Here is a 13785-nt window from a genome sequence, read left to right as displayed (position 1 = left end):
CGGGCCCTTTTTTCATTCTGGAGCCCTAGATGCACGCTACCATGACTCGTGTTTGCCGGGTACTCGTCCTGGCCCTTTCCTGCGCCGCTTCCGTCCAGGCGGCACCCCGTACCGTCACCGCGCTGGACGACGGCTGGGAATTCGCCAAAGGCGCACCCGGCGGCTGGACGGCCGTCGCGCTGCCCCATACGTTCAACGCGGACGACGGCATGTCGCCCAATCCTTACCGCGGCGCCGGCTGGTACCGGCGCACGCTCACCGCACCGGCTGCAACAGGGGCGCGCACGTATCTCGAATTCGACGGCGCCGCGCTGTCGACGGACGTCTGGCTGAACGGCACGCGCATCGGCCGCCACGAAGGCGGCTTCGCGCGCTTCCGCTTCGACGTCACGGATCAACTGCGGGCGGGCGCCAACACGCTGCTGGTCCGCGTCGACAACACGCGCCAGCCGGACGTGGCGCCGCTCGGCGGCGACTACACGCTGTACGGCGGCCTGTATCGGCGCGTGCGGCTCGTGACGACGGCCGACGTGCACGTCGACATGCTGGATGCGGGCGGGCCGGGCGTGTACTTCAGTACCCCACGGGCGGAACGCCCGCACTGGCGTGTGCGCGTCGCGAACGACCGCGCGCGCGCGGAAAACGTCGTCGTCACGGCCCGGCTGCGCGATGCGGCCGGCAAGGTCGTGGCGACGGCGCAGCGGTCCGCCGCGCTGCCCGCGCGCGCCGTCGTGCCGGTCGAGCTGGATGCGGCGCTGGCGAACCCGCACCTGTGGCAGGGCGTCGAGGATCCTTACCTGTACACGAGCGAAGTGACGGTGGCCCGTGCGGACGCGCTACTCGACCGCGTGGACAACGACGTCGGCATCCGGACCGTGCAGCTCGATCCGGACCGCGGCCTGCTGCTGAACGGGAAGCCGTACCGCGTGCACGGCGTGAACGTGCACCTGACGTACGTGCCCGGGAAGGGAACGGCGGCCGACGATGCGGACATCGACGCCGACTACCGCATCCTGGAAGAGCTGGGCGTCACGGGCCTGCGCTTTGCCCACTACCAGCACAACGAACACAGTTACGCGCTCTCGGACCGCAAGGGTTTCCTCGTCTGGACCGAGCTGCCGCTGACGTCGGAAGTGGGCGCGAGCGATGCGTTCGCGGCCAATGCGGCGCAGCAGGCGCGCGAGCTCGTGCGCCAGAATTTCAATCATCCGTCCGTGTTCGTGTGGGGACTCGGTAACGAGATCTACAAGGTGGACGAGGTCAGCGGCCGCGTGCTCGACGCGATGCAGAAGCTCGTGCATGCGGAGGACGCGAGCCGGCCCACCGCTTACGCGAACTGCTGCGCGCCCATCGACGGGCCGCAGGCGCTGCACACGGATGCGGTCGGGTCCAACGTCTACTTCGGCTGGTACGACAAGGAATTCTCCGATCTGGCGCCGTTCCTGGCGGCCAACCATGCGAAGCGGCCGCGCACGCCGCAGTCGCTGAGCGAATACGGCGCCGGCGGCAGCGCGCTGCACCAGGAAGACCCGGTGCGCCGTCCCGTGGCGCCCAGCCGCTGGCACCCGGAGCAGTACCAGGCGCTGTACCACGAGGCGGCCTGGCGCCAGATCGAGGCGGCGCCGTGGCTGTGGGCGAGCTATGTGTGGACGGGATTCGATTTCGCGTCGGCCGGGCGCAACGAGGGCGACGCGCGGGGCGTCAACGACAAGGGCCTCGTCAGCATGGACCGCAAGGTGCGCAAGGACGCGTATTACTGGTACCAGGCCAACTGGTCGAAGAAGCCGATGGTGTACATCACGTCGCGGCGCGCCGTGAAGCGGACTGCGGCGGACGTGGAGGTCAAGGTGTACAGCAACCAGCCGGCGGCGCGGCTGATGGTGAACGGCGTCGACCTGGGCGAGCGGGCCGTCGAGGGCCGCATCGCCCGCTGGCCGGTGCGCCTGCAGCCCGGCCCGAACCGGATCGAGGTCCAGGCGGGCGGGCAGGCCGACAACGTCGAATGGACGCTGGCGCCGTAATTACTGCAGCTTGCCATCCACCATGCGCGTGAGGCCCAGCGGGTTCTCATCGCGCAGCGCTTCCGGCAGGAGTTCCGCCGGCACGTCCTGGTAGCACACCGGACGCAGGAAACGCTCGATGGCCGTCGCGCCCACCGACGTGGTGCGGCTGTCCGACGTGGCCGGGAACGGGCCGCCGTGCACCATCGAGTGGCTCACTTCGACGCCGGTCGGGAAGCCGTTGAACAGGATGCGGCCGGCCTTGCGTTCCAGCGTCGGCATCAGCTTCGCGGCCAGGTCGCGGTCCGCGGCCGTGGCGTGGATCGTGGCCGTCAGCTGGCCTTCCACGTGGCGCGTCACTTCCAGCAGTTCGGCGTCGTCCTTGCACACGACGATCAGCGAGCTCGGTCCGAAGATTTCTTCTTCCAGCGCGCTGTTCGACAGGAACGTCGCGGCATCCGCCTGGTACAGCGCGGCCTGCGCGGCGCAGCCGCAGCCGTCCGTGCTGCCCTGGGCGATGAGTTCCACGCCTTCGAGACCGGAGCGGCGCGCGATCGCGTCGACGTACGCCTGGTGGATGCCCGCGGTGAGCATCGTGCCGGCGCCCTTGGCCGCCAGGGCCTCCGTGACGGCCGTGCGGAACACGTCCAGGTCGGGGTCGGCGAGGGCGATCACGAGACCCGGGTTCGTGCAGAACTGGCCGGTGCCCATCGTGAGCGAATCGACGAAGCCTTGCGCGAGCTTCGCGCCGCCCGCGGCCAGGGCGCCCGGCAGCAGGTAGAACGGATTGATGCTGCTCATCTCGGCGTAGACCGGGATCGGTTCCTTGCGGGCCTGCGCCGCGTTGACGAGCGCGAGGCCGCCATTGCGCGAGCCGGTGAAGCCGACGGCCTTGATGACGGGGTGCTGGACCAGCGCGAGGCCGATCTCGAAGCCGGTGCCGATCAGCATGGAGAACGTCCCATCCGGCATGCCGCAGTCCTCGACGGCCTGGCGGATCGCCTTGCCGACCAGTTCCGACGTGCCCAGGTGCGCGTTATGCGCCTTCACGACGACGGGGCAGCCGGCCGCCAGCGCCGACGCGGTGTCGCCGCCGGCGACGGAGAACGCGAGCGGGAAGTTCGACGCGCCGAACACGGCGACGGGGCCGAGGCCGATCTTGCGCATGCGCAGGTCGGGACGCGGCGGCGTGCGCTGGGGCAGGGCGGAGTCCAGCGTCGCTTCGAGGAAGTGGCCGTCGCGGACGACCTTGGCGAACAGACGCAGCTGGTTGCAGGTGCGCGCGCGCTCGCCTTCCAGGCGCGCCGTCGGCAGGCCGGATTCGGCCGAGGCGCGCTCGATCAGGGCCGGGCCGAGGTCCATGATGCGGTCGGCAATGGTTTCCAGGAAGCGGGCGCGCAGTTCCAGCGGCTGGCCGCGGTAGGCGTCGAAGGCCTGTTCCGCGAGCAGGCAGGCGGCGGCCAGGTCGTCCATGCTGGCGGCGCCGAATTCCGGTTCCATCTCGGCGCGCGTGGACGGGTTGTAGGCGCGCAGCGTGCCGGCGCTGCCGCGCATGGCCTGGCGGCCGATGATCATTTCGCCTTGGATGTTCATGAGGGCTCCTTGTTAAAAAAAAGCGCCGCCGCGACCCGTGAAGGCCGCGGCGGCGGTGTGCAGGAATCGATCAGCGATTGTATCGAATCATGCGGATTCCCGTTGGATCAGAACGAGTACTGTGCCAGCAGGGTGTAGCGCGGACCGCTCATGAAGACCTGGCGCGTGAAGTTGCCCGCGTGCTGCTCCATGATCTGGCGCGTGTACGAGTTGGTCAGGTTCGTCGCTTCCAGGCCGACGCGGAACTTGTCCGTGAAGTCGTAGAAGATCGAGCCGTCCAGCTGGCCGTACGGTGCCTGGTACAGCGGCAGGCCGAACGCCTGGTCGTTGTTCGTCGTCGGGATCAGGTACTTCGCCGGATCCGCCGCCGGGTTCGTGTTCAGGCCGTTGTTGCCGCGGCTGCCCCACTGGTTCACGCCCAGCAGGTAACGCGAACGCCAGTTGTAGGCGAGGCGCATCGACAGGCCGTGCTGCTCGTACATGACCGCGAAGTTGATCGTGTGACGCGACAGGCCCTGCAGCGGGGTCTTGCCGAATGCACGACCGTCGGTATCGCAACCGTTGATCGACAGGTTGTAGTTCGACGACGCGTCGTTACCCGAGCACCAGGCGTTGAACACAGGCTTGTTCAGCGTGCGCTCGCTCGAGACGTACGTCCAGCTGGCCTGCGTACCGATGCCTTTCAGCCAGTCGGGCACGAAGTCGTAGTACTGCTGGTGCGCGATCTCGAAGCCGCGGGCGTAGCCCTTGGCGCCGTTGACCGGACCCGTGACCACGAACGTCTGCGGCTTGCCGTTGACGTCGGTCGCCTTGTACGAGTAGTCCTGGGTGATGATGATGTCCTTCAGGTCCTTGTTGAAGGCCGAGAAGGTCAGCGAGCCGGCTTTCGCGAAATACCATTCCGCGGTCAGGTCGACGTTGGTCGACGTGGTCGGCTTCAGCATCGCGTTGCCGTCGCTGGTACCGGTCAGCGTGGTGCCGTTGAAGATGACATTGGTCGTCTTGCCGGACGAATCGCGGATCGTCGTCTGGTTCGGCGCCGAGTTCAGCGTGGTCTGCACCTGCAGCTGGTTGAAGTCCGGACGGGCCATCGCCTTGGCGACGGCGAAGCGGAACTGCAGCTCGTCGCTGTACTTCAGGCGCAGGTTCAGGCTCGGCAGCCAGTTGTGGTACGAGTTGTTGTACGACTGGGCTTCCGCGAACGGCTTGATGTAGATGAGCGTGTCCACGCCGGTGACGGGAGCGTCGGTCGGGATGGTGACGCCGGCCGGGCTGTAGGCGACGTAGCCGCTGCCGGCGCCGGTCGTCTTCACGTAGCGGATGCCGATGTTACCGTCGATCGGATACTTCAGGTCGTCGAAGCCGAAGCGCAGCTGCGTGTAGGCGGCGCGGGTCTTCTCGCTCTGCGTGTTGGTCGCGGCCGGGTCGTTGAAGGTCGCAGCCTTCCACGGGTCGCAGGTCGAACCCTGTTCCTTGCACAGCACGTCGTGGTAGGCGTGGATCTTGGACCATTCGTCCGGGAAGCCGCGCACCACCGACTCGTTGGCGAACAGCATCGGCGGAATGTTGTACTTGCCGTCGAAGAAGTTGTCGATCTTCTGCAGCGAGGCGCCGCCGGCGAAGCGCGGGTCACCCAGGCGGGCGACGTGCGGGATCTGCCAGCCTTCCATCCACGGGAACGTGATGGCCTGCCAGTTGTAGAACTTCTGGGCCTTGTGGTTCTCGCCGTCGCGGTTGGCCATGCGGAAGCCGAAGCGGACGTCGCGCAGCACCGGATGGTCGAACGCGTACTTGAAGTCGGTCTTCCACGCCTTCTGGGTGGCCGTGGCGTGGTCCAGCGCTTCCTGGGTGTAGGCCCAGTAGTAGTTGTTCGGATCGGCCATGTAGGCCGGCGAACCCAGCGTGATCTGCGGGACGTTGCCGCGCATGTCCATCTGCTGGTTCGGCATGATGAAGCCGGTCGACACGTCGGCGTCGAAGCCTTCGGTCGTCGAATGGACGTGCTGGAAGTCGTTGGTCCAGGTCAGGTCCGGCGTCACGCGCCATTGCAGGTTCAGCGACGTGTCGCGGGTGCTCGATTCACGCGTGTTGATGCGTTGCGAGCTGTTGAACGGCGAGCCGCCGTAGGTCGGGTTCGAGATCGTACCGCTCTGGAACACGCCGTTGCTGTCGAAGACCGAATCCTTACTCGCGACCTGCTGGTACCACTTGTCCTCGGACGACGTGACGACGTGCTCGTCCAGGTCTTCCTTGTACTTCGTCTTGAAGTAGGTGAGGGCGGCCGTGAAGTCGCGGTTCGGGCGCCACTGGAAGGCGGCGTAGTCGCCGCGGCGGGTACGCTCGAAGTCCTGCGAACGGTAGCCGACGCCCAGCGGGATCCACTGGGTCTTGGAGCGGTCGTACTTGGCCGGATCGGTCGAGTTCACGTGCGGGAAGTAGGGGTCGACGCCGACGCCGTCGGAACGGGTCGGGCTCTTCGCATGGGCGAGGTCGACCAGGGCGCCGAATTCGCCGAACGTGTCCGACTTCCAGCGGTTCGACAGCAGGATGGTGCCGGTCGGGGACGGGGCGCCCTTGCGCAGCGTGGAATACGATTCCGACACGCCCACGGTGCCCTTGAAGCCCTTGTAGTCGAACGGCATGGCCGTACGCAGGTTCACGAGACCCGCGACGGCGCCTTCGACCTGTTCCGCGGACGGGTTCTTGTAGACGTCGACGCCGGCCATCAGCTCCGGTGCCACGTCGGCGAAGCCGAGCGAGCGGCCGCCGCCGGCCGAGAACGCGTCGCGGCCGTTGACTTCCGAACGCACGTACGTCAGGCCGCGGACGGAGACGCCCGAGCCTTCGACGGACTGGCGGTTCGGGTCGCCGGCCATGTTGCGGTCGATGGTGACGCCGGCGATACGCTGCAGCACCTCGGTGACCGAACGGTCCGGCAGCTTGCCGATGTCTTCGGCGACGATCGAATCGACGACTTCGTCGGCGTTCTTCTTGAGTTGTTGCGCCGACTGCAGTGCCGCGCGCTGGCCGCTGATGTGGACGACGGTAGGGGCTGGGTTGGCCGTGGTGTCGGCGCTGGTCTGTGCCCATGCTGCGGCGCTGGAAAGAACGGCTACGTGCGCAACCGCTGCCGCAATCGCGGTCTTCTGGAAATTCCTCATTATCTCCCCCGATGATCAGGTAGTGTTGTTATAACAAGCTCTAACAAAGACAGTGTGAATGTGAGATCTAACACTGACTGTTATACGCTACCATAAAATTTTTATTATTTGCTACTCAGTTGTCGGTTTTGTGACAACGCAACGTGTCTTTTTCCCGACATGGTCAGCAAACGAACCGTTGCCAGGACCGCGCCGCCGTGTACCGGCCAGCCGGGAGAGCGCTGGGCCGGAAGCGGGCACGGCCCTGTGTTCCGAGTGAAAACCGCCTTTTTCAGAGAACGCACGTGTTTGCGTGTCGCAACTGACCTCGGCAGTAAGTTCACCAAATCGATGTTATACGCAATCGATTTCATAACTGCCAAAAAAATCTTATTGTGCGTGTGAGAAATACAACATGTGTGTCTTGGGAGCGCTACCTTTTGACACCGTCTCGTGGTGTTGCAGGCGTTAGCAACTAAACATGCTAAACAAGGCGGCTAACAGTATATTGACGTGTTAGCGCGAACATTTGGCTTGCGCATCCAACATTCCTTGGCTTAGGATACCGGTCATTAGCGCTATAAAAATAATTCCGGAGACACATGCGTAAATCGCTCGCCCGCCAGACCGCCGCCGCGCTGGCCTTCCTTGCTGTCGCCGGCAATGCCGTGCTGGCGCCCATCCCCGCGCAGGCCGCCGGGCACTACAAGCATTTCAAGACGGCGATCTACATCCCGGTGAACGTCACGCAAAGCCTCGTCGACCCGCAGGTCTTCGAGCACCAGTTCGCGCGTGCCATGAGCCAGGTCCCATTCGACAAGGTCTACATCGAGGGCTACCGCGACAACCACTTCGCCAGCGACGCCGAGATCGAGGCCGTGAAGCGCCAGTTCCAGGCCAAGGGCATCGAGGTGGCGGGCGGCGTCACGCTGGCCGCGGGCGGATTCAACGGCCAGTTCATGACCTTCGATTACGAATCGTCCAGGGACCGCGACACGTGCAAGCGCGCGATGGCACTGATGGCGCGCCATTTCGACCACGTGATCCTCGACGACTTCACGTTCTACACGTCGAAGTCGGACGCCGATATCAAAGCGAAGGGCAAGCGCACGTGGACGGACTACCGCCTCGCCACCATGCGCAAGGTATCGAAGGACCTGATCATCGATCCGGCGCGCGCCGTCAACAAGAACGTCAAGATCGTCATCAAGTACCCGAACTGGTACGAGCATTTCGAGGGCCTGGGCTTCGACCTCGCGCAGCAGCCCGAGATGTTCGACGGGATCTACGCGGGCACCGAGACACGCGACCCGGTCATCACCGACCAGCTGCTGCAGCAATACGAGTCGTACAACATCATCCGCTACTACGAGACCCTCCGTAAGGACGGGAAGAATGGCGGCGGCTGGGTCGACACGTATTCGATCCGCTACGTCGACCGCTATGCGGAACAGCTGTGGGACACCATGCTCGCGAAGGCGCCCGAGATCACCCTGTTCAACTGGCACCCGGCCGCGCAGGACACGCCGGCCGAAGCGGGCGCGCGTCCGTGGGCCGGGCAAGACACCTCGTTCAATTGGGACCGCATCGTGGCCGACTGGAAGGCCGCGAACCCGGACGCGAAGGCGCCGCCGGGCTGGGGCCTCGCCGCCGGCGCCGCGCTGAAACAGATCGACGCGGTGCTGGACCAGCTGGGCAAGCCCACCGGCATCCCGACCTATCGCCCGGCCAACTCGTCGTCGGCGGAAGACTTCCTGCCCAACTACCTGGGCAATGTCGGCATCCCGATCGCGCTGACCGCGCGCTTCCCGCAGGATGCGCAGACGATCCTGCTCACCCAGGCATCGGCGGCCGATCCGGACATCCTCGACAAGGTGAAACGCCAGCTGGAAGCGGGGAAGGCGGTGTTCGTCACGTCCGGCTTCGTCAAGGCGACGCAGGATCCGAAGCGCAAGGACCGCGGCTTCCAGGACCTCGTCGAAGTCTACGCGACGGGGAACCAGGTGCTGCTGAACGACTACTACAACGGTTATGGCGCCGGCAACGGCGAATCGCTGCGCGACGATCCGAAGGTGGCGCCGCGCGACGTGCTGTTCCCCGAGCTGCACTATTTCACGAACGACGCGTGGCCCATCATCCGCGGCGTCGCGGGCGCGCGCGGTTTCCCGGTGCTGCTGATGAACCGGTATTCGAAGGGCGTTCTCTACATCCTGTCCATTCCCAGCAATATCGGCGACCTGTATAGTATGCCGCCAGGCGTGATGAACAGTGTGAAGACCTACCTGATGGCCGACACGCCCGTCCGCATCGAGGCGCCGGCCGGCGTGAGCCTGTTCACTTACGATAACGGCGCCTACGTCATCCAGTCGTTCCGCGATACGCCGACGACGGTGAAGGTCGTGAAGCACGCGGTGGACGGCAAGGCGCGTCCGGCGGCCGAGACCGTGCCGGGCGCAAGCCGCGACACGGTGAGCGAGGTGGTGATTCCGCCGCACAGCTTCCGTGTCTACAAGGGCTAAACAGGTGTATGTACGCATGATGGAGACGGTGTGATGAAGTCGATGAAGCTGGCCGCTATGGTAACGTTAGCGCTGAGCCTGCTGGCCGGGCCCGTGGCGGCGCAGCGGCAGGAGCCGTACGTGTGGGACAGCGTGGCCATCGGCGGCGGCGGCTTCGTCACGGCCGTCGTGCCCAGCCGCGCCGCGCCGGGTGTTGCATACGCGCGTACCGACGTCGGCGGCGCCTACCGCTGGGATCCGCGCGCACGCCGCTGGACGCCGCTGCTCGACTGGGTGGCGGAAGACCAGACCGGGTACCTCGGCATCGATGCGCTTGCGGTCGATCCGCGCGACGCCGACAACATCTGGCTGCTCGCCGGCATCGCCTACCTGAACGGCGGCCGCACCGCGATCCTGCATTCGACGGATGCGGGCAAGACCTTCTCCATCGTCGACGTCTCCAGCCAGTTCAAGACGCACGGGAACGGCATGGGCCGCCAGGATGGAGAGCGCCTCGCCGTCGATCCGGGCAACAGCAAATCGCTCTACGTCGGCACGCGCCGCGACGGCCTGTTCAAGAGTGTCGACGCGGGCCGCACGTGGGCGCGCGTGCCGGCGCTGCCGGTGACGTCCACGCCGAACGACGTGGGCCTGACCGTCGTCGTGCCGGATCCCGCCAGCGTGAAGGACGGCCAGGCGCGCCGCGTGTTCGTCGGCGTGTCGCGCTTCGGCGCCGTCGGCCCGAACCTGTACCGCAGCGACGACGGCGGCGCGACGTTCGAACCCGTGGCCGGCGCGCCCGTCGACCTGATGCCCCAGCGCGCGATCCTCGACGGGGCAGGGAACCTCCTCGTCACGTTCGCGAACGGCGCCGGCCCGCACCCGGACCGCAGCGGGCGCGAGCCGATGGACCGCGGGCAGGTGTGGAAGTACGCGATCGCGAGCGGCGCCTGGACGAACATCACGCCCGCCGGCTGGACACGGCCGTTCGCAGGCATCAGCGTCGATCCGAAGAATCCGCAGCGCCTCGTCGCGTCGACCATCAACACGTTCCTGCCGCAGGGCGACGCGAAGGGCGACCGCATCTTCCTGTCGAACGACGGCGGCGCCTCGTGGACCGACGTGATCGGCCGCGGTTTCGTGCGCGACGCGGCCGGCGTGCCCTGGCTGAAAGGCCACTCGATCCACTGGGCCGGCTCCGTCGAGTTCGACCCGGCCGACACGCACGCCGTCTGGGTCACGTCCGGCAACGGCGTGTTCCGCACCGCGAACATCGATGCGTCGCCCACGACGTGGACGTTCACGGTCGACGGCCTGGAAGAGACGGTCCCGCTGGGCTTCGCCAGCATTCCCAGCGGCCCGCTGGTTTCCGCCATCGGCGACATCGACGGCTACCTGCACGACGATCCGTCGCGCCACGGCCGCATCCACGATCCGCAGATCGGCACGACGACGGGCCTCGCCTACGCTCCCAGGGACCCGCGCACGATGGTGCGCGTGGGCGACAGCATGCTCGTCACGCACGACGGCGGCGCCACGTGGACGAAGACCGCGGCCATCAAGGGCAGGCGCGGACAGGTCGCCGTGTCGGCCGACGGCGCCGTGATCCTGCACGCCCCCGAAAAGGCGAAAGAGGTCTGGCGCTCGGCCGATGGCGGCGCCACGTGGACTGCCGTCGCGGGCCTCGCGAAGGCCAATCTGCGGCCGGTGGGCGATCCGCTCGATGCAAAGACGTTCTACGCATACGACGACACGGCGCTCCTCGCCAGCACCGACGGCGGCGCCTCGTTCGCGCCCCGCGCGCGCCTGCCCGCGGGTGGGTCGCGTCTCGTGCGCACGGCGCCGGGAAGGGGCGGCGACGTGTGGGTCGCGCTGAAGAACGGCGGTCTCGTACGCTCCGTCGACGGCGGCGCCCACTTCGCCGCACTGGATGCGGTGCGCTATTGCGGCGCGGTCGGCTTCGGCAAGGCGGCGCCGGGCCATGACTACCCCGCGGTCTACATCTGGGGCGACGTGAAGGGCGTGCGCGGCATCCACCGTTCCATCGACGGCGGCGTCACCTGGACCCGCATCAACGACGACGCCCACCAGTACGGCGGACCGGGCGACGGCCAGTTCATCGTGGGCGACATGAACCGCTACGGCGTCGTCTACATGAGCACTGCCGGCCGCGGCATCGTCTACGGCAAACCCGCCGCCAACTGAACAACGCTTTTCGACAGCGAATTTTATGGCCTTTATTTGTAATCGATTTCATCGGATGATGTTCGCACTGGCGCTGGCCGGTGTGGTCTCCACCGCGCTGGCCGCACCCGACCTGGTGCTGCGCTACGACCGCCCGGCCCAGGACAACGACCAGGGCTGGGAAAAGGAAGCGCTCCCCATCGGCAACGGCCGCATCGGCGCGATGGTGTTCGGCGGGCTCGCGCGGGAACACCTGCAGTTCAACGACATCACCTTGTGGTCGGGCGACGCGAAGGAGACGGGGACGTATCAGCCGTTCGGCGACGTCGTCGTCGACCTCCCCGGGCACGACAGGGATGCGCAAGACTACCGGCGCACCCTCGACATCGCGCGCGCCGTCCACGTCGTCACGTACACGCACGGCGGCGTGCGCTTCCGGCGCGAGGCATGGGCCAGCCATCCGGCGCAGGTGATGATCCTGCGGCTGACGGCCGACAAGCCGGGCCAGTACACGGGATCGATCGCGCTGTCCGACCGCCACGGCGCGCATCTCGCTTCCAGCAAGGACACCCTGTACGCGACGGGCACGCTGGCCGGCTGGACGCTGCCGAACGAGGCGCCGACGACGAACACGCTGGACTACGCGAGCCAGGTGCGCGTCGTGAACGAGGGCGGCAAGGCGGCCGTCGAGAACGGCCGCATCGTGTTCACGGGTTGCGATGCGCTGACTGTGATCGTCGGCGCGGGCACGAGTTATGTCGCGGACGCGGCGAAGCGCTTCCGCGGCGAACATCCGCTGGCGCGCGTGACGGCGCAGGTCGCGCAGGCGGCCACGCGTCCCGTCGACCAGCTGCGTGCGGAGCATGAGCGCGACGTCGCGAGCCTGCTGGGCCGTGTGCAGCTGGACCTGGGCGCGACCGCGGCGGACCGCAAGGCGCTGCCGACGGACGCGCGCGTGCTGGCCTACACGAAGGACGGCAACGACCCGGAACTGGAAGCGCAGTACTTCCAGTACGGCCGCTACCTGCTGGCGTCCAGCTCGCGCGGTTCGCTCCCGGCGAACCTGCAGGGCCTGTGGAACAACAGCCTCACGCCGCCGTGGCGCTCGGACTACCACACGAACATCAACGTCCAGATGAATTACTGGCCGGCCGAGGTGACGAACCTGTCCGAGATGGCGCGGCCGTTCTTCGGCTTCGTGACGAGTGTCGCGCCGGTGTGGCGCCGGGCGACGGCGGCGGAATTCAAGACCACGGATAAGGAAGGGAAGATGCGGCCGGTGCGCGGCTGGACCCTGCGCACGGAGTCGAACCCGTTCGGCGGCATGAGCTACACCTGGAACAAGACGGGGAACGCCTGGTATGCCCAGCACTTCTGGGAACACTACGCGTTCACGCAGGACAAGGCGTTCCTGCGCGAGGTCGCGTACCCGATGATGAAGGAAGCGAGCGCGTTCTGGCAGGACTACCTGAAGGAACTGCCGGACGGCCGCCTCGTCGCGCCGCAGGGCTGGTCGCCGGAGCACGGCCCCATCGAGGACGGCGTCACGTACGACCAGGAGATCGTCTGGGACCTCTTCAACAACACGGTGGAAGCGGCGGACGTCCTCGGCGTCGACAGGCCCCTGCGCGACAGGCTCGCGCGCATGCGCGACCGGCTCGCGGCGCCGAAGGTCGGCAGCTGGGGCCAGCTGCTCGAGTGGCTCGACGAGAAGAAGGACCCGGTGCTCGACACGCCGGGCGACACGCACCGCCACGTGTCGCACCTGTTCGCGCTGTTCCCAGGGCGCCAGATCAGTCCCGCGCGCACGCCGGCGCTGGCCGCGGCCGCGAAGCGCACGCTGGAAGCGCGCGGCGATGCGGGCACCGGCTGGTCGATGGCGTGGAAGATGGCGTTCTGGGCGCGCCTGTACGACGGCGACCACGCCTACAGGATGCTGCGCGGCGTGCTGGCCAGCCCCGGCGCGCGCGCGGCCCAGCAGGCCAGCGCCGGCTCGGAGCAACTGAATGCCGGCGGCACGTATCCGAACCTGCTGGATGCGCACCCGCCGTTCCAGATCGACGGCAACTTCGGCGCGACGGCCGGCATCGCGGAGATGCTGCTGCAGTCGCAGGCCGGCGCGATCGAGCTGCTGCCCGCGCTGCCTGCGGCGTGGCCGGAGGGTGAAGTGAAAGGCCTGCGTGCGCGCGGCGGATTCGAGGTGGACATGCGCTGGACGCGCGGCCGTCTCGTCGATGCCGTCGTGCGCCGCGTAGCAGGCAGCGGTGCCGCGACCGTGCGCTATGGCGCGCGCACCGTCGCGGTGACACTGCGTCCGGGCGAAAGCCTGCGGCTGGACGCGGCACGGTTTTGAGGAGTTCAGAGGCAGAC

At 67.1% G+C, this 13785-nt stretch carries 6 protein-coding genes; 4 read left to right on the top strand and 2 right to left on the bottom strand.

Annotation, left to right across the window (positions count from 1 at the left end):
• The first annotated feature begins 41 nt into the window (after positions 1-41).
• Complete coding sequence (locus tag QPK29_RS06065; RefSeq protein WP_400189736.1) at positions 42-2021, top strand: glycoside hydrolase family 2 protein; 1980 nt, start codon at positions 42-44, stop codon at positions 2019-2021.
• On the opposite strand, the gene QPK29_RS06060 is transcribed toward QPK29_RS06065, so the two are convergent.
• Together QPK29_RS06060 and QPK29_RS06055 are read right to left on the bottom strand one after the other, a co-directional pair.
• Complete coding sequence (locus QPK29_RS06060; RefSeq protein WP_371771433.1) at positions 2022-3593, bottom strand: aldehyde dehydrogenase (NADP(+)); 1572 nt, start codon at positions 3591-3593, stop codon at positions 2022-2024.
• A gap of 107 nt (positions 3594-3700) precedes the next feature.
• Complete coding sequence (locus QPK29_RS06055; protein ID WP_371771434.1) at positions 3701-6754, bottom strand: TonB-dependent receptor; 3054 nt, start codon at positions 6752-6754, stop codon at positions 3701-3703.
• 581 nt (positions 6755-7335) lie between these two features.
• On the opposite strand from QPK29_RS06055, the gene QPK29_RS06050 reads away from it, so the two are divergent.
• From QPK29_RS06050 to QPK29_RS06040, 3 genes are read left to right on the top strand one after another with little or no spacing between them, the layout of a single operon-like run.
• Positions 7336-9252, top strand: a complete 1917-nt coding sequence (locus tag QPK29_RS06050) for a hypothetical protein (RefSeq protein WP_371771435.1) — start codon at positions 7336-7338, stop codon at positions 9250-9252.
• Between the two features lie 33 nt (positions 9253-9285).
• A complete protein-coding gene (locus tag QPK29_RS06045) occupies positions 9286-11436 on the top strand; it encodes a beta propeller repeat protein (RefSeq protein WP_371771436.1) in 2151 nt (716 codons plus the stop codon).
• Positions 11437-11491: 55 nt separating this feature from the next.
• Complete coding sequence (locus QPK29_RS06040) at positions 11492-13768, top strand: glycoside hydrolase family 95 protein (protein WP_371771437.1); 2277 nt, start codon at positions 11492-11494, stop codon at positions 13766-13768.
• Positions 13769-13785: the final 17 nt, after the last annotated feature.

It is taken from the genome of Massilia orientalis (assembly GCF_030411975.2).
Classification (GTDB): Bacteria; Pseudomonadota; Gammaproteobacteria; order Burkholderiales; family Burkholderiaceae_D; genus Telluria; species Telluria orientalis.
The sequence above is the reverse complement of the archived record's forward strand: the minus strand, read 5'-3'. Positions and strand labels throughout refer to the sequence as shown.